The following is an 18,842-nucleotide window of genomic DNA, read 5'->3' on the forward strand; positions in this document are numbered from 1 at the left end:
TTGATTAGTAGATGTTATATATGACCTATTAAAATATTGATCTGCAAAATTAGAAAATACGTTTACATCAACACCACCTGATGCAGGACTTATACATCCTTAACTAATTACCGATGTATATATTATTATGGCCGATTTTCCACAACAATTAAAAACCAATTATGGTACTGTTTTGGGTTTTAAATTTGAAGCAAAGGGAACAGCAGAAATAATCACCAACGACAGACGATTAATTTTGCGTTTATTTGATAATTTGAAATACATTATAAAAAAATAAAACAAAATCTATTTCCATTTCAAAGTTTCCATCAATCGCTGCATATCATTTTTAATATAACTTGCCGCAGGCATAATGGAATCATAATTAGGCTTAGCATAAAAATAAACTGATCCTGTAACAAAATGTTTAACACTGTCAGTTACATAAAACTGAGAGTTGGTCGCGGCATTTCCATCTACCTGATAAAACATGCCATACACTTTTTTATCTTGATTTATATATGGCTGTTCCAGAATATCGTCAGCTTTAATAACATGCTCGTAAGTTAGTTTCTGAGCATCTCTAAGCAATTTATTTATATTATTATTTACCGGTTTATAGGTCAGGTAAATAGTTGCTTTCATCTTTGGATATGTAATCGAGTAACCGCAGTCTTTATCTTCTTTTATTATTGCTTTGGAGTTCATATCAAATTCAAATGGGCAGTGTCCTTTAAGACCAACATATTCCGCTTCTGGATAATCCAGCCTTAGATAACTCGCTGGTTTAGGCAAAACATCATTTTTACATCCTGCTAAAGACAGGAAGAAAGCAAAAAACACAAAAAGAGCAGTAATTTTATTAAGCATTTTATATTATTCAATCGTTACTTTAATTTGTTTGACCCGTTTTTGATCAACAGATTCGATGACAAACGTACAGTTTTCAAAAACTATTTTCTGTCCTTTTTTAGGAAAATTACCTAAAATTTCTAAAATAAACCCAGCCAATGTTTCTGCCTCCCCTTTTTGTTCTTCGAATAAATCTTCATCAACATCAATAATTCGGAAGAAATCCTTCAGGTTTATTTTGCCCTCAAAAATATAATTTTTATCATCGAGTTTCGAAAAATTAACAAATGTATCATCATACTCATCATTTATTTCGCCCACTATTTCTTCAATAACATCTTCCAGTGATACCAATCCTGATGTTCCTCCGTATTCATCCACTACAATAGCCAAATGACTTTTCATGCTTTGAAAATCTTTGAGCAGATTATCCAGTTTTTTATTTTCGGGTACAAAAAAAGGCTCACGCAGTAAAGTCACCCAATCAAACTCGGCTTCATTAATATACGGAAGCAGATCCTTAACAAACAGTACTCCTTCGATCTGGTCAATGCTCTCGCGAAACACTGGAATTCTTGAAAACCCTTTTTCAATAATTTTCGGATAAATTGCAGCAAAAGGCTCTGTTATTTCCAATGCAAAAACATCAATCCTTGGACTCATCACCTGCTTAGTATCGGTATTGCCAAAAGAAACAATTCCTTCTAAAATCTTCTGCTCTTCGGTAGTAGTTTCGCAACTGTCTGTCAGTTCCAGTGCCTGCGATAATTGATCAACTGAAAAATTAGATTTTTGTTTCCCAAGTTTATTCTGCAAAAACAAGGTTATCGAACGCATTGGTATGCTTATAGGCGACAAAATTTTATCTAATCCTGAAACGGGATAAACAATTAATTGAGCAAACTTTATATTGTTTCTGCTGGCATACACTTTTGGCAGCACTTCACCAAAGAGCAATAACAGGAAAGTAACTAAAATTACTTCGGTTATAAATTTTAAAACCGGTGAATCGATAGAAGCAAAAATGTTTTTCCCAACAAAAGAAAACAAAATCACCACTCCGATATTAATGAAATTATTTGCAACGAGAAGTGTCGCTAAAAGTTTTTTGGGTTTTTCCAATAGCCGTGCAATTATTTTACCCTTGGTGTTATTTTCCTGTATAGAATCGTCCAAATCTTTTTGTGATAAGGAAAACAAAGCAACTTCAGCACCTGAAACTATTGCGGAACAAAACAGCAAAATTATGATTCCGACAAAACCAAAAATTAAGGTAAAGTCAACTTGAGAAGCTATCTCTAAACTGGGCTCTGGGTCCAAATTGGCATGAATTAGTTAAACAATCAAAACGGCAGGTCATTAATAGGCAAGTCGTTATTTTGAGATTCAAAGTTAGTGTTTTTTGCTGATTCCGAAGAATTTATTGCCCTATTGGTTTCAGTTTCCTTTTTGGTGTTCAAAAAAGTAAACTCCGTAACCTGTATTTCCATTGTATGCTTAACAGAACCGTCCTCGGCTTGCCATTGCCGCGATTTTATACGGCCTTCCACATAAATTTTATCTCCTTTGGAAAGATATTTTTCACATATTTCGGCTGCTTTGTTGCGCACAACCAGATTATGCCATTCGGTCGAAGTAATTTTTTCGTTGGTCGTTTTATTGACATAGACTTCATTGGTAGCCAGCTGAAATCGGCCGATGCAGTTTCCTCCTTCAAAATAGTGCATTTTGACATCATCGCCAAGATAGCCTATAAGCATCACTTTATTTAATGTTCCGTTCATGATTTGGTGGTATTTCTACCAAAGGTACATTATTTTTTAATACATATTTATTAGGTTTTATAAGAGACAGCTGATTTTAAAAGTCTGAGACATGAATCGCATGAATTAAAAATTTCACAATTTCACAATTCAATTTAAAGAACAAAAACTCATCGTTTTCTGGTTTCGGGTGAGGGATGGAAGCTGGTTACCGAAGTAACGCGGACAGCCCGACGCTATAAAGCAGTGGGGCCGAATACCCGTTCCTATGAGCTGGCCCCGCTTCTTTATAGCGGCACCCCCAAATTGTTTTACAATTCCTGTTCAATAAAATTGTGAATAACTACGGGAAAGGGAAATGTTTTGGCGGTTTTGATATCAATTCCGTCTTCGATAGTCCCTTTTAAATTTGCTTTCCAAAATTTGATGTACAGATGCTGGTGCGAAAGTTTATGAACAATACTTTCTTCATTATATTCCATCAGGCTCTCGATCTTATTTCCCTTGAAAAAATGACTGTTGATCTGCTGGGCTACGGTTTCGAAATCTTCGGCTTTGTCGGTTTCGATCAGCGGGAACTCATACAGATTGTGCCAGATTCCTTTGGAAGTACGTTTTTGAATAACGGTGTTTTCCAATTCATCGACAGCTACTATATAATTAAAGTAGCGGTTTCGGACTTTGGTCTTCTTTAATTTAACAGGTAATTGACCGACTTTCTTTTTCTGCAGAGCGGCACAGCTGTTATTAAATACACATTCAGCACAATTGGGGTTTTTCGGCACACACTGCAGGGCTCCAAATTCCATTATCGCCTGATTAAATAATGCAGGATTATCTTTTGGCATTAATTCAAAAGCCAAAGCAGCGAATTCTTTTTTGGCAGAAGCCTGAGCAATATCAGTTTCTATGTCAAAGTAACGCGAAAGCACTCGAAACACATTTCCGTCGACTACTGGAACACATTCATTATAGGAGAAAGATGCAATTGCGGCGGCGGTGTATTCACCAATTCCTTTCAGTTTTAATAAGTCTTTATAATTATCCGGAAAAACACCGTTCATTTCATAAGCAACTATCTGTGCTGTTTTGTGCAGGTTTCTGGCACGGGAATAATAGCCTAATCCCTGCCAGAGTTTAAGTACTTTTTCCTCATTGGCGTCTGCTAAATCAAAAACCGTCGGAAAAGCCTCGATAAAAGATAAAAAATAGGGCAATCCCTGCGCTACTCTTGTCTGCTGAAGCATAATTTCGGAAAGCCAAATCAGGTACGGATTGACAGTTTTGCGCCAAGGCAGATCCCGTTTATTCTGCAAGTACCACTTAATTAGATCGTTATAAAAAATCATCTTAATATTTTAGAAAACAAAAGTAATTGTTTATGTAATTAAATTTTAACGATTTAGGTTGATTTATTCTTTTTTTAATTCATATATTTGCAAACTCAAAAAAATTATTACAACATAATAAAAAGGAAAGAAAATGACGAAAGCAGATATCGTAGCGAAGATTTCAGAAAAATTAGGTCTTGAAAAAGGGGATGTGCAAGCAACCGTAGAGACTTTTATGAACGAAGTAAAAAACTCACTAGAGACTGGTGACAATGTTTACCTAAGAGGTTTCGGTAGTTTTATCGTTAAAACAAGAGCTGAAAAAACTGGAAGAAATATTTCCAAAAATACCACTATCAAAATTCCTGCACACAATATTCCTGCATTCAAACCTGCAAAAGTTTTTGTTGAAGGCGTAAAAGTGAACAACGAAGCAAAATAACACTATTAATTAATTATAAATCTATTAGATATGCCAAGTGGTAAAAAAAGAAAGAGACATAAGGTAGCAACGCACAAACGCAAAAAAAGAGCGAGAGCTAACCGTCACAAAAAGAAAAAGTAGTTTTAAACTACTTTTTTCTTTTTTAAACGTTCATTGAAATCGAGGAAAAGAAAATAGAAGAAAGAAAACAGAAGAAAGACCAAAAATCTTTATTCTTTCATCTTGCATCTCAAAGATATTTTTCCTCACCGGGTAAACAAACCTGTTCAAATATTGTTTAATCCATCCTTACATTTAAGCCTTAAGTCTTAAGCTATAAGCTTTAAGCTTTTTTTGCCTAATGCCTATTGCCTAATGCCTACAGCTAAAAAGTTTGGATAAAAATTTACAAATGAATAAAGAATTAATCATTCGATCTAGTTCTGATTTCGTAGATTTTGCCTTATTAAAAGATGGAAAACTAATTGAATTACACAAAGAAGAAGAGAAAAGCAACTTTCAGGTTGGCGATATTTTTATTGCCAAAATAAGGAAACCCGTTGCTGGACTTAACGCTGCTTTTGTAAATGTAGGCTTCGAGAAAGATGCCTTTTTACATTATCACGATTTAGGACCTAACTTAGCTTCCCAGCTGAAATTCATAAAACTTGTAAGCGCAGGTAAAATAAAAGATTTCTCCCTTAAAAACTTTCAGTTTGAAAAAGAAATAGACAAGAACGGTACAATTACAGATGTAATCAGCGCCAATCAGTCTGTTTTGGTACAAGTCGTCAAAGAACCAATATCGACCAAAGGTCCTAGATTAAGCGCAGAACTTTCTCTGGCAGGAAGATTTATTGTTTTGGTTCCGTTTTCTGACCGCGTTTCTATTTCTCAGAAAATAGAAGACAAAAAAGAAAAGGAACGTTTGAAACGTCTTGTACAATCAGTCAAACCAAAAGGATTTGGCGTTATTGTTCGCACAGTAGCCGAAGGCAAAAGCACAGTAGAATTAGAAAAAGATTTGCAGAACCTGCTAAGCAGATGGAATGCAATGTGTAAAAAATTACCAACTGCTCATCATCCATCCAAAATATTAGGAGAACTCAACAGAGCCTCTTCTATATTAAGAGATGTATTTAATGATACCTTCAGCGGTATCCAGATTGATGATGAAGAGTTGTACCACCAGACAAAGGATTATGTGCAGGAAATTGCACCATCCAAACAATCAATTGTTAAGTTCTATCAGTCTAAGGACACTCCTATTTTTGAGAAATACAATATAGAGAGACAAATCAAGACTTCATTTGGGAAAACCGTTTCCATGAGTAAAGGAGCTTATCTTATCATAGAACACACCGAAGCGCTGCACGTTATAGACGTAAACAGCGGCAATCGTTCTAACAAAGCCACCAACCAAGAGGACACAGCCATGGAAGTCAATATGATTGCAGCCGCCGAAATAGCAAGACAATTACGTCTTAGAGATATGGGCGGTATCATAGTAGTTGATTTTATCGATATGTCGAATCCCGAAAATCGTAAAGTCCTGTTCGACTTCCTGAGGGAAGAAATGAGCGACGATAAAGCGAAACACAAAATCTTACCACCGAGTAAATTTGGGCTGGTCCAGATTACCAGACAACGCGTAAGACCAGAAGTTATTATCAAAACAAGAGAAGAAGATCCAAACAATGAAAACGGCGAAATTGAAGCGCCTATTTTAATCATTGACAAAATCGCTTCCGATCTTGAAAGAGTATTAAAAACCCACAAAAAAGTAGTGCTTAATGTACATCCTTTTGTGGCTGCATACCTCAGTAAAGGTTTTCCATCATTGCGTTCAAAATGGTTTTTTGAACACAAAAAATGGGTGAAAATCATACCACGTGACGCTTACACGTATTTAGAGTACCATTTCTATGACAAAAAAGGAAATGTTATCAACGAATAAAACAAAAACCGCTTTTCGAAAGATTGGCGGTTTTTTTGTGCATTTTTAAAAAATATTTATCAAAAGAAGCAGCTGTTAAAAAAGCTTTTTTTATTATTTTCACTATATATAAAAGCAACTATTTTCTTAAATTTTTGCGGTACCATTAAGATGAGATACGAAGTGAAACTATTACAAAGTCAAAAGAAAAGAACTCAGCTTTTTACACTTCTATGTTTATTTCTTTTTTCCTGTTCCTTTGCCCAAAAAGACACCATTTACTTTGATTATTGCTGGAAAAACTGCCCAAAAGATCAGGCAATATATTACCGTATTCCGTCTGAAAAAATAGAAACCAAAAAAGCAGTCGGCTATCATATCAGGAATATTGATTCTGCCTATTGTATAAAAGACTATTATTTAAAAAATCATAAATTACAATTTCAAGGTTATTCCAAAGACAAAGAAGGACAGGAATTAATCGGTATTTCTACATGGTATGACGAAAACGAAACACTCGTATCAACCCAAAACTTTAATCGCAAAGAAAGCCACACTCCAAAACTTCTGGACTGGCAACCCATTTTTTACATTAATTATTCCATAACAGTTAAAAGCCAATTTACAGGCGGTTTGGAATTTTGCCTAGACTGCGAGAATAAAACCAAACTTTTTATGGGTTTAGGATATGGAATAAGCAGTTATGACGGTAAATACTTTGGTATTCCCGATGCATATTTTTCTTTGAACACGGGAAACGCCATATTTATTAAAGCCGGAGGTTCAAACCGTAACCTGTATTCACTTGCCGGACTGTCATTTTTGAATTTTATCGACCTCGGATTTGGCTATTCCTATCCTTTAACACAAGATGAAAAACCGGAATTAAAAGGTTTTACTTTTGGGCTGACCTTCAGACTCACTAACAACAATAAAGCCTATATTCCACTCCGAATTGGGTTTTAAAACGAATCTGTCTGGCGAAAAATCACTTCATTTAAAATCCTTGCATAACATTATATTTACGATTTCATCGGATTTTAATAATCTCATTTTTAAACAAATAAAAAAAGTAAGGTTTTATTTTTACCATTATTAATTTTATGAAAATGAAGAAGCTTTTAGAAATAATAAACAAAAACAACTTTTTTTATATTGGCAGTTTGCTATTGACTATCTCGGCTGTTCTTTTTTTATGCACTAATACAAAGGCTGACAGCTTCATTATTCTGAATGGCTTTCACACACCTTCACTAACAGTCTTTTTTCAAAATATTACTATTTGCGGAGATGGCCTTTTCACTTTATTGCTATTTGCGGTTATTATGCTTTCCTTCAAAAAACATAGAGAATTAGGAATGCTTTTGCTCCTTGGGTATTTAAGTTCCGGAATTTTATCCCAAATCATAAAACATTTTGTTATGTCTCCAAGACCCAGCGTATATTTCGAATCTCTTCATTACAGCTATTATTTGGACACTTTTTCAAATTGCAGAATTGGATTTCGAAGCTTCCCTTCAGGTCATACCGCCTCGGCATTTGCAATGGTGACCGTTTTTACAAATTATTTTAAAAGAAGGCATATCTGGGCTTTTTCATTATTATTCGCGATGGCGATAGGGTATTCCCGAATTTATCTGGCCCATCATTTCCCAATTGATGTATTAGCGGGAGCTGCTTTAGGCATTCTATCGGGTACTTTCAGCATTTTATGGTACAGAAAAAATAAATTCAAGATCAAAAAAGCGGGTATTCAAATTACTAGGCAATACAATTTAGCGATGCATAATTTTAAAACTCAGCATAAACCAAAAATAAATGGATCTTATTAAATTTTTTAAATTTGGATTGGTTGGGTTTTCTGGACTCCTGATAGATTTCTCAATAACTTGGATTTGTAAAGAAAAATTGTTGCTTAATAAATACCTTTCCAATTCATTTGGATTCCTTTTTGGTGTTGTAAACAATTATTTTCTGAATAAATATTTCACTTTTCACAATACCGATAACCATCTTGCAACTCAATTTTTAAGCTTTCTGATTATCTCCGTTATCGGTTTTTTATTGAATACCTCGTTTCTTTATCTGCTTCAAAAAAACACCAAAATCAATTTCTATGTCTGCAAGGCAATCGTAACAATAATTGTTTTTGTCTGGAATTTTACCGCAAACTCATTGTACACCTTTAAATTATAATGAAAGAAAATCAGCAATTAACCTTAATTATAGCGCTAGCAACACTTGCTAGATCTATTATTGCCGTATCAATAGGCTTGGGCAACGACGAAGTGTATTATCTGACGTATGCCCAGCACCTGCAATGGAATTATTTTGACCATCCGCCAATGGTTGCGTTGCTAATTCGGCTGACAACTTTTAATCTCAATTTGACTAATGAGCTTTTTGTGCGTTTGGGATCAATTATTTTTGGAGCTGTTAACACTTATCTTATTTATTACATCTGCAAAGGAATTAAAAATAAAAAAGCGGGTTTAATTGCTTCGTTGCTTTATTCAGGTTCCTTGTATTCGAGCATAATTGCAGGAGTATTTATTTTACCGGACTCTCCTCAATTATTTTTTTGGCTGATTAGTATTCATTTTTTAATTCAGATTGTTTCAGGAACAGCCGAAGCTAAAAAACTTAATAACCGCCTAATTCTATTTGGTTTATTCAGCGGATTGTGTATTATGAGCAAAATTCACGGGATTTTTTTATGGGCTGGTTTTGGGTTGTACATTTTATGCTACCAAAGAACTTTACTAAAAAATGGTTATCTGTATTTATCAGTCCTGATTACTTTGCTCATTATTTCGCCAATTTTAATTTGGAACATCGAAAACCATTTTATAACCTATACCTATCACAGCCAAAGAGTCTCAATTAGCAGGGGAATCAATATTTCCGGCTTTTTTAGGGAGTTTTTCGGAGGCCTTTTTTATAACAATCCGATTAATTATTTTTTGATATTTTGCTCTTTAACTGCCATTTGGAAAAACAAAATCGACATTTCCACAGCTGTCAAAAGACTGCTTCTTTTGATAAGCCTTCCTTTAATTCTATTGTTACTTTCTATCTCATTCTTCAGAGACACTTTACCACATTGGTCGGGTCCGGCTTTTGTCACACTCTTGATACTCACTTCCTGCTACATTTCAGATGAAATAGAAAAAACCAAGGACAGAAATTCAACATGGAGAAAATTAGTAAATACCTCCTGTGTATTGATTTCTCTAATTGCGCTGGCAGGCATCCTAACCATAAATTTCTATCCAGGAACAATTGGAAGCAAAAATGAAATATCCTTGGGCAAAAAGGACTTTACACTTGATATGTATGATTGGAACTTCTTCAAAACTGAATTTGAAAAAGTCCGCAATAAAAACATAGAATCGGGTATAACAAAAACCACTTTCGTCATAAATAACAAATGGTTTCCTGGAGCGCATATTGACAATTATATTGCACAGCCTCTGGGTCTAGACTTTATAGCTTTAGGAAAGCTGGAAGACATTCATACTTATGATTGGTTAAATGCCTATAAAAAACAGCTAAAAATTGGTGATGATGCTTATTTTATTACTGTTTCGAATAGTTTTAGTGATCCGAATGAATTATACAAAAAGAGTTTTGAAAAAATTAATCCCCCAATAATTATTAAACAATTCAGGAATAAAAAACCTGTTCGAAATATGCTGGTTTATTTACTTCAGAATTATACTGGAGAATAACTTCAACCCATTGGGTTAAATTATTTTTAACCACATAGAAACATAGAATTTCCTATGTATTTAAAAGAATTTGATAGGCGTTTTACTTTTCGCATAGCCAATCTATGTGAAAAACAGTGCTGTTTTCTATCTATTCTTTGACGATTAATTATAAATCTATGTCTCTATGTGGTTAATTTTTTATTTAATTTGAATTTCATCCAACGGGTTAACATTCATTCGTTCTAAAGTTACTCCTTCACAATCTCAATTTTTCTTCGGATTTCATTTCCAAATTCATCGACTACGGTGATGTAATGGAATCCCGTCGTGGCCGAAATAGGCATTTCGTGAAAAGTTTTGGTTGTGCCTTTAAAAGCATTATCGACATACCAAAACAGTTTGCTTTCGCGTTGCGAATGGGCTACTTTCAGGATTACGGGCTGTACCTCGCTATTAAAATTTTTGGTAAGATAGATTTTGCTGTTGGTTTTGGGATAAATAAAATCCATTGTTGTGGTTTGCGATCCCATACAATCATTTCTAAACGGGGGCAACGGCAGATACTCTATGTGTTGGCTTTTGTAATACCAAGCCATTACGGGAGGCAAAACAAACCAATTTTTGGTCACAATATTATCGACACTTTCACAACTGCTGTTGACCTGAAACTGCAGTGTTTTGTCCAAATGCACCGTTTTGTGATAGGGACAAACAGCCGTGTTTTTTCCTTTTTTGGGAACCCATTGTTTAATTGTCGGACAGCCTTCTTTGGCAATATATCCACTCAAATTACAAACCTCAACCTCTTCCAAATCCTTATACGGAGTATCAAACCATCTCTGTCTTGGCAACAAATTAAAAACATCAAACAAAATAGGAGCAGAACTGCTAACTCCCGTCAATGTTGGTCTTCCTTCCCCTGTAGCGTTGCCTACCCACACTCCTACAACATATCTCGCGTTCGTTCCTATCGCCCACGCATCGCGATTACCAAAACTGGTTCCGGTTTTCCAAGCAATCTTGAGCGAACTGTCATAAAATTTCCAAGCCTCGTCACCTTCAGGGCGGTTGACTTGTTCCATTGCGTTATACGTAAGCCAAATCGAACCGGCTCCCAAAATGTTCTTTTGCTTCGTCTCGTCCCCAAAATCTACTTGAAAACGATCATCATAATTGAGTTCTGCAAATTCATTGGTTCTGTATTGTCCATTATTTTTATTGAAATAATTCAAAGTGGAAGATAAGCCTGCATAAGTTCGGCACAAATCCCACAAATTACTTTCGGCTCCACCCAAAATGAGCGACAAACCATAATGATCCGGCGGTTTTGAAATATCGCGCAACTTGAACCGTTGTAATTCTTCGTAAAATTTGTTCACGCCAAAATCCTGCAACATCAATACGGCAGGAATATTCAGGGAACGCGATAATGCCCTGTGTGCCGGAACAGCACCATCAAATGTCAGGTTGAAATTTTGCGGTGTATAACCCGAAATCTGCGTCGGAATGTCTGCCACCAATGTATTGGGCAACAATTCCCCGTCGTCGAGCATTGCCCCATACAAAAGCGGTTTGAGAATACTTCCTGTACTTCGGGGTGCATCGATAATATCCACATCTTTTTGGTGGTTACCATCCGTAGGCGAATTCCCCACGTAACTCATCACTTTTCTATTGGACACATCAATGACCAAAATAGCCAAATTATGGACTTCATTTTGTTTGTATTGATTATAGTAATACTTCGCAATTTGATTGACCCTGTTTTGCAATCCAATTTCAATAGTAGTTTTCACCCTCTTTCCCGACTGATTCTTGGCAACACGTTGCAACAAATGGGGAGCAATTTGGGGCAAATCATACGGCTTTTGTGGCAAGGGTTCGTCTATCGAAAGTTCGTAGGTCTGTTTGTCAATTACTCCTTCTTTATTCAATTTCAACAAAAGCCGGTTGCGTTTATTCAGTAATTCTGTTTGGTTTTTTCCCGGATAAATTAAACTTGGCGCATTAGGCAAAACAGCCAAAGTAGCGCTTTCTGCCCACGACAATTGGTGGGCTTGCACCCCAAAATACCGCCAAGAAGCCATTTCAAGACCTACCACATTTCCTCCAAACGGAGCGTGCGAGGCATATAATTCTAAAATTTCGTTTTTGGAATATCCCAACTCCAATCGGGTGGCGAGAATGAGTTCGATTATTTTCTCGAAATAGGTTCGGCTCTTACCATTTCTAGACAAGCGGATTACCTGTTGCGTCAAGGTGCTTCCTCCACGAACGACTTTGCCTGCTTTTCGGTTTTGCTGAAAAGCATTGAACATCGCCATAGGATTAAATCCTGGGTGCTTGTAGAAATACTCATCCTCAAAATAGACAATGCATTTCTTGAATTTATAGGGAACGCTGTCTTGAGCAGGAAACCGCCATTGCCCGTCAAGCGCAATTTTGGCACCAAGCAATTCTCCTTCCCTGCTTTCAATCACCGTGGAATAAGGCTCCTGAAACAAAGTCCTAGGCAACGAAAAATAATAAACCATCAACAGCAAAAATGCTATTGATGATTTGATTTTATTCTTTTTTATCCAATTGATGATGCGTTGTGAGAACGCAATTAGTTTATTTTTCAAAGTTTTTTTATTTTCCATCCTAACAGGTTTCCAAAACACAAGTGTTCGGAAAACTGTCAAAATTTATATATTTTAGACAATATATTATCCGTAAAGTTTGTCATTCCGAGGTACGAGGAATCTCCGCAAGTGATTCCGCAATCAAAATCCCCAATCTTTGTCGAGCTTCTAACGGAGATTCCTCCTGCGTCGGAATGACAAAATTGTGTAAAAAATGTGGCACGCAGATTTCGCAGATTTACGCAGATTTTTTTAAAAATTCTATCCGTTTAAAATCCGTTCCATCCGTGTCATCCGTGGCCCAAAATTCAACGGAATTCCTACTTCACCACCTGAACCCAAAACCCTTTAGTTCTTGCCAAAAACGTATTGTCATACATCGCCTCACATTGCAGTCCCGGTAAATAATACGTTCCCAAATAAGAGGCATTCAGCAATATTCTGAACGTTTTTGCTTCACCGGCTTTCAATCCAAAATAGAAATTAGTTCTATCGTCCCGGATATCAATATAATCGGCAAAATTGTTGGTTGCATCACCATAATCTGTGAAACGGGTATTCACAATTTCGAATCCCGAAGGCAAAATCTGAGACAACGCCACATTTTCGACGTGTTCGTTCTTTTGATTTCGAACTGTAACCTCAGCAACGAACTCGGTTCCCTGATTAATTTTCGATACATTGATAACTCCGCCTTTTCTATTTTTGAAAACTATGGAAGCCGAAACATTGCTTTGTACCACATTTTCCTGCCCAATTGGAAGAATTCCGGTGTTCAGTAATCGGACGAACAATCTGTTTTTTCTGTTGTTTTTTAAGGTTACACTGTTTAGTCCCGCTGTGACAGTCAGACTTCTGTCGGCGATTGTTTTCATCGTTTTAATTGCCTGCATTTTTCCGTCTTTTCCAAACTGAATATCGATTCCTTTGGCACCATTACTCACTGAGAATTTAGCCATCGCATACAAACAATAAGCCGTAGTCTGCGTACTCATCCATTGGTCGCTTGACATAGCTTTGGCTAATTTTATCGCCATTGCAAATGCATTTTGCTTTTGCCCAAGCAACAACATCGTTTCCAGAGCCATCGCCCGATTCCTGTCGGCTGAACCATAATAGTAATAGTTGTAATTGGAATCGTCTTCTATTTTACTGTTCAAGAATAAGGTCTGACCCGCCGATTTTTGTCCGGCCAACACATAAGCCACCGCCAGACGTAATTTACTTTCGTTCGAAATCCCTTTCGTCTCGCGCAATCTGTTCATCGAAGCTAAATCAGGAACTCCGGCCAAAGCCAAAGTATATAAACGGTAGGCCTGCGCCAAATCATTTCCGTAACTCGGCATAAATCGCCATTGCTTGGCTTCTTTTTGTTGATACGAAATCCATTTGGTTTTAAAATTAATTGGCAAAAAGTAACCTTTTTTCTCCGCTTCAATCATAAAGTGGCCGGCATAGGAAGTTCCCCAATCATCGGCAACGGTTCCTCCTTGCCAATATGAAATTCCACCATTTGACAACTGAAAACTTCCAAGCCTAGTAATTCCGGCAGTAATATTTTTTTGAATTAAACCTTTGCGCATGGCATCCAAATCGGCAATATCATTCAGATACAATTGCGGAAAAACAGACGATGTCGTTTGCTCGACACAACCGTGGGGATACTGAATGAGATACTGTAATCGTCCGTTCAAATTGATGGTCGGCATCGACGAAATTTCTAATTTTGCCTTATTGCTTCCCGCAACGCCAAATGGTTTCCAAGAAATAGTTTTGGAACTGTTTGGTTCTAAAATCACATCGGTAAATGTATTGGTCACCGGATTCGGATTGGTCATATCGATTTCCACATCATAAACCGATTTCTCCTTGCCCGAAGTGGCCACAATCTGCACTTTACCAATCCCCGTCACTGAACCAACAGCCAAATTAAAATAAGCCATTTTTTCATCCGGCTGTGCAAATGATACTCTTTGAACAGCACTGCCAATCACTTTTAATCCGTTATTGGCTTTAACCTGAACCGTAACATTCTTGATGTTTTTTTCCATTGCAAAAACTGTAACCGGAATCGTCACTTTTTCCGATGGAGAAATTTTTCTTGGCAATGAAGCCAAAACCATCAACGGACTACGGACAGGGGTTGCTTTTTCGACGCTTCCATAAGCACTCGTAGTCGCATCTCCGGCCACCACCATCGTTTTTACAGAACCGATATATTTCGGCAATTTTATTTGATGCGTTTTGGTTTGTCCTTTTTCCAATTTAAAAGGTCCCATATAAATCACAACAGGTTTAAATCGGTTGGCTTTTTTGGCTTTTCCGCCACCCAAATCCTGATCACCTCCAATGCTAAAAACCTGATTCACTCTTCCGCCGTAAGCCCCAATCACATCATCGTAAATATCCCAAGTTTTTACTCCCAAAGCTTCTCGGACATAAAAACTGTCCCACGCATTTGGTGCTTTAAAACGAGTCAAATCCAATAACCCTTCATCGACAATCGCAATGGTATAAGTCATTTCCCTGCCGGACTGTTCACTCACTTTTAGGGCAAATGATTGTTCAGGACGCAATACATCCGGCATCGATAATTTTGGCGTAAGTATCGTGTTTTTGTCCACCACTTCAATAGGCACAATTCCATACATTCTGATAGGAGAATCGTTCTTAGTCGAAGCGTGCGGTTGCAAAAGCGTAATATTGAAATACACATTCGGAGCCATCGAAGCCGTAATCGGAATGGTCACTTTCGTCTCTCCTTTTTGGGTCTTCGCCCAAAGAGTTTGCACTACTTTTGAGCCATTTTCGATAGAAATAAAAGCGCGTCCTCCTTCACTCGAAGGGAAAGAAATTTGGGCATTTTCTCCCACGGCATATTTTTCTTTGTCAGTAGAAAAAACCAACATATTGGCCGTTGAAGCATCAGTGTTTCTCGTTTTTCCCGACCAAACCGGCCAATCAATGTTTACTGTCAAAGCTGTTGCGTGTCCGCCAACCTCATCCGAAACCCTAATTAAATAACGCCCCCATTCTTCATCAGTCAATGCAAATCGTACCGCTCCTCTTCCGTTGGCATCGGTATTAATTCTAAAAGTTTTATACGAAGTCGTGGCGTTATCCGAATTATAATTGGACAAATTATCGCTTGACGCATCCCACCACCAACGCCATTCAACCTTATAGATTTTCACTTCGAGATTTTTAACCGACTTTGGACGTCCGTTTTCATCGACGGTGACAATATCAAACTGATTCACTTTACGGGTTTCAAGCATCCCGTATTTGCTGAGTTCCGGCGATTTAATCCCCACATAAGTATTGAACGGGGAATAGGCTGTCGAAATAACATCGGTACTGAAATCACCACCTTCCTCATATACTTTTGTGATAAACGAAGCTTTGAGCATACCCGGTGAAACACCCTGTATTTTGGGGTTTATAGCCGTACTTGCTTTTCCGTTGGCATCCAATTTACCCGAAAAAACAGTAATTTCTTCGGTACTAAATTGACGTACCAAATCGTCAAAAGTATATTTCTCGTAATTCTTAAAAGTTGTTGTTTGTGGCGAAAATTTAGCCTGCATTTCGACATTCAAATTTTTGGCCACGGCACCGTGAAGCCACGTCACTTCTAGATTACTTGTGTTTGGATACGAAGACGAAAGCATCGCTCTTTTGAACGTATTTTTAATTTTCAAACGATTCGGTTTGATAGTTTCGATTTTGATGCTTTTGTAAAACTTGGCACCGCCGACACTGACCATTGCTTCCCAATTTCCAGTAGGCGCATCAGCTTCTGTGGGAACTGTAAAAGCATAATGATTCCATTCATTTGTTTTTTGGACCGTCTGATAAGTGACTTTTCCGTTAGGATCACTCAATCTGAATTTAATCGGATGTCCCAACGGAAGTTTATTCGAAGCATCGTTCAAAATAAAGGACAAATACAAATTATCTCCCGGTCTCCAAACCCCGCGTTCTCCATAGATAAAACCTTTGAGACCTTTTTGCAAAGTTTCACCGGACACATTAAAATTACTCACCGACAACGAATTTCCGTCATCAAGTCGAACATAAGTTGACTGCGTTCCGTAAGTGACAATCGCAAAATAGGCAAATGTATCCAACTGAAAACTTGCAATCCCTTCACTGCTTGTCGCTACGGTTCCTAATTTTTGTTGCTGAAAACTGTACAAATCCACTCTCGCGTTGGCAATCGGTTCGGTTGTAATGATGTTGCTTACCGCAAATAAATACGATTTGTTTTCGCCTCTTTTGGCGATAACCCCAACATCGGACGCCAAAATATTAGTTCCGATTCTAGCATTGTAATAATAGGAATTCGTGCAGGGATCTTGGCTTTCTCTCCAATCATAATCTTCATAATAGTAATCGTCGTAGGCATTTTGACTATAATTCACGTCTTTCTCATCGACTTCTTCTTCCTCATTTTCACTGTCATCAGCTTCTGAATTTTGACATTTGTATAACGAATAAGCCTTTTTATACGAGAACTCCACTCTGTAAATCGCACCCGGTTCCGGACTTATAATTTTGGATAAATCCAAAGCAAAAGTGTTCCATTTACTTGAATTGACTAAATTCCCTTCGTTAAGAGTAAGCGTTGATTTTGCAATTGGCTGACCCACTCTTTTCAGATTTCGGGTACCGTTTAATTCGTTATCCTGCAGAAACTGAAGAATGTTGTTTTTGTAAATCTTAAACACTTTTACATCAACAGCCCGAAGATTTACCGCTTCAAAATTGAGTTTTAAATTGCTCGAACTTGGCAGAATTGTTCCGTTTTTGATGAAACGAACGTTCGGTTTTATTTCGTCAAATGAAATCTTCTCCGAATAATTTTCATTTAGCTTTTTGCCATATTCACTTTCGATTCCCTGAAAAACTTCCAATAATAATTCACCTGTAAGTTTTTGAGAAACGACAGCAACGGGCTCAGGTTCGGCAACCGTAACAACTTCTTCAGGTTCTGCAACCGAAGCCGTGTCCTGAGGAACACTAGCTGTATCAACTGCAACGGTCGATGTTTCGGTTACAGCCACGACTTCAGGAGCCACTTCAACAGGTTTCTCTACGGCTTTTTCATTGTTAAAATAAACCTTCAACACATTTCCTTGGGTCGAAAACTTTAAATTATTGGTGTTTTGAATTGCCACCAAGCCCTTGAAATCCTGCCCTTTTTCCAACGGTTCCGAAAAATTGATCGACAACATTTGGTTATTTCCCTCCTGCAATTCGGTTTTTAAAACTTTGAATTCATTCAGAGCCGTAATCGGGAAATCGATAGTTCCTTTTTGGTCCATATCATAATCAGTCCCATCAAAGTTAATCTCAAGATTGCTTGGAGAATCCAATCGCTGAATACTGTCAATTCTGAATTTAAATTCTTTTCCAACTGCATTCGATTTCTCAAAAATCAAATGTAAATCTTTTCCATTATGCTCCGCTTCCACCAACTTTTTGGCGGTTTCAAAATCCATATTATCCGCGGTTTTCAAAACACAATTCAAATATTGATATTCTTTGCTGTAGGACTGAACATCGAGTGTATTGACAATAAAATCCTGCTTAATGGTTTTTATCGTGAAATTGAAATTAGAAAGTTCCTTATTCTTTTCGGCCACTTTCGGATTCAATTTGTCCAAATGCAAAGTCACTTGATATTCCGTACCCGAATCCAACTTTTTATCGGGTATAAAAGCAATCGTATTGCTCGAAAGTGCCACGACTTTTCCGTCAACACTTGGAGAAATATCAAATAAATCGCTATCCAAAGTCTGATTGACTTTCCAATTATTATTGTCAAAAGCCAAAACCACACGAATATCCGATTGCGCCGAGACAATTCCCCCCGTAAAACTGACTATATACTCTTTAAATAATGAAAAATCGGAATTAAAATCGGAGGCTGATTTTCTACCACACGCCTGAAACAAAAAAAACACACAAAACACGTAAATTAATCCTTTTGTTTTCACTTTTATTGAGAGTTAATGGGTTACGAACGAAGACTATGGCAACGGCTCACAGTTAAAAATCATAACTGCAAAACCGGTACAATATTGTAGTAAATGTATATAATTTTAAGAAGAAAATTCTTTGCGCGAAAATTATTTTTTGGAGGTGCTTTTTAAAGTTAATTTTACTGCATCATGCATAATATAAACATACTAAACCTTGGTTTTTTCTCGCAAAG

The 18,842-nt window shown here is 37.0% G+C and carries 12 protein-coding genes; 6 read left to right on the plus strand and 6 right to left on the minus strand.

Going from position 1 to position 18,842, the window contains the following annotated elements:
• Window positions 1-285: 285 nt before the first annotated feature.
• The 4 genes from gldD to mutY all read right to left on the minus strand — a co-directional run bounded on the left by gldD (window position 286) and on the right by mutY (window position 3,943).
• Window positions 286-849 (minus strand): gliding motility lipoprotein GldD, encoded by a 564-nt coding sequence (gene gldD, locus OZP07_RS19630; protein WP_194641580.1) that lies wholly within the window; start codon window positions 847-849, stop codon window positions 286-288.
• A gap of 6 nt (window positions 850-855) precedes the next feature.
• Window positions 856-2,151 (minus strand): gliding motility-associated protein GldE, encoded by a 1,296-nt coding sequence (locus tag OZP07_RS19635; protein WP_281636427.1) that lies wholly within the window; start codon window positions 2,149-2,151, stop codon window positions 856-858.
• 23 nt (window positions 2,152-2,174) lie between these two features.
• The gene (locus OZP07_RS19640) at window positions 2,175-2,615 is read right to left on the minus strand and encodes a single-stranded DNA-binding protein (protein WP_194641578.1); all 441 of its coding nucleotides are present in this window, start codon (window positions 2,613-2,615) and stop codon (window positions 2,175-2,177) included.
• A 290-nt stretch (window positions 2,616-2,905) separates the two neighbouring features.
• On the minus strand, window positions 2,906-3,943 hold the full coding sequence (gene mutY, locus OZP07_RS19645) for an A/G-specific adenine glycosylase (RefSeq protein WP_281636428.1): 1,038 nt from the start codon (window positions 3,941-3,943) through the stop codon (window positions 2,906-2,908).
• Window positions 3,944-4,076: 133 nt separating this feature from the next.
• Between mutY and OZP07_RS19650 the strand changes: the two genes are divergently transcribed.
• The 6 genes from OZP07_RS19650 (at window position 4,077) to OZP07_RS19675 (ending at window position 10,016) form a co-directional block, all read left to right on the plus strand.
• Window positions 4,077-4,367 (plus strand): HU family DNA-binding protein, encoded by a 291-nt coding sequence (locus OZP07_RS19650; RefSeq protein ID WP_035634379.1) that lies wholly within the window; start codon window positions 4,077-4,079, stop codon window positions 4,365-4,367.
• Between the two features lie 394 nt (window positions 4,368-4,761).
• Window positions 4,762-6,306 carry a ribonuclease E/G gene (locus tag OZP07_RS19655; protein ID WP_281636429.1) on the plus strand — a complete coding sequence of 515 codons (1,545 nt, stop codon included), beginning with the start codon at window positions 4,762-4,764 and terminating at the stop codon, window positions 6,304-6,306.
• Between the two features lie 162 nt (window positions 6,307-6,468).
• Complete coding sequence (locus OZP07_RS19660) at window positions 6,469-7,251, plus strand: hypothetical protein (RefSeq protein ID WP_281636430.1); 783 nt, start codon at window positions 6,469-6,471, stop codon at window positions 7,249-7,251.
• Between the two features lie 143 nt (window positions 7,252-7,394).
• A complete protein-coding gene (locus OZP07_RS19665) occupies window positions 7,395-8,117 on the plus strand; it encodes a phosphatase PAP2 family protein (RefSeq protein WP_281636431.1) in 723 nt (240 codons plus the stop codon).
• Window positions 8,104-8,481: a GtrA family protein gene (locus OZP07_RS19670; protein WP_281636432.1), complete on the plus strand. Its 378-nt coding sequence runs from the start codon at window positions 8,104-8,106 to the stop codon at window positions 8,479-8,481. Before OZP07_RS19665 ends, OZP07_RS19670 begins: the two co-directional genes overlap by 14 nt.
• On the plus strand, window positions 8,481-10,016 hold the full coding sequence (locus tag OZP07_RS19675) for an ArnT family glycosyltransferase (RefSeq protein WP_281636433.1): 1,536 nt from the start codon (window positions 8,481-8,483) through the stop codon (window positions 10,014-10,016). The genes OZP07_RS19670 and OZP07_RS19675 overlap by 1 nt, the downstream gene beginning before the upstream one ends.
• Window positions 10,017-10,246: 230 nt before the next feature.
• On the opposite strand, the gene pbpC is transcribed toward OZP07_RS19675, so the two are convergent.
• Window positions 10,247-12,640: a penicillin-binding protein 1C gene (gene pbpC, locus OZP07_RS19680; RefSeq protein WP_281636434.1), complete on the minus strand. Its 2,394-nt coding sequence runs from the start codon at window positions 12,638-12,640 to the stop codon at window positions 10,247-10,249.
• A gap of 302 nt (window positions 12,641-12,942) precedes the next feature.
• Complete coding sequence (locus OZP07_RS19685) at window positions 12,943-18,624, minus strand: alpha-2-macroglobulin family protein (protein WP_281636435.1); 5,682 nt, start codon at window positions 18,622-18,624, stop codon at window positions 12,943-12,945.
• Window positions 18,625-18,842: the final 218 nt, after the last annotated feature.

Source organism: Flavobacterium marginilacus (assembly GCF_026870155.1).
Lineage (GTDB): Bacteria > Bacteroidota > Bacteroidia > Flavobacteriales > Flavobacteriaceae > Flavobacterium > Flavobacterium marginilacus.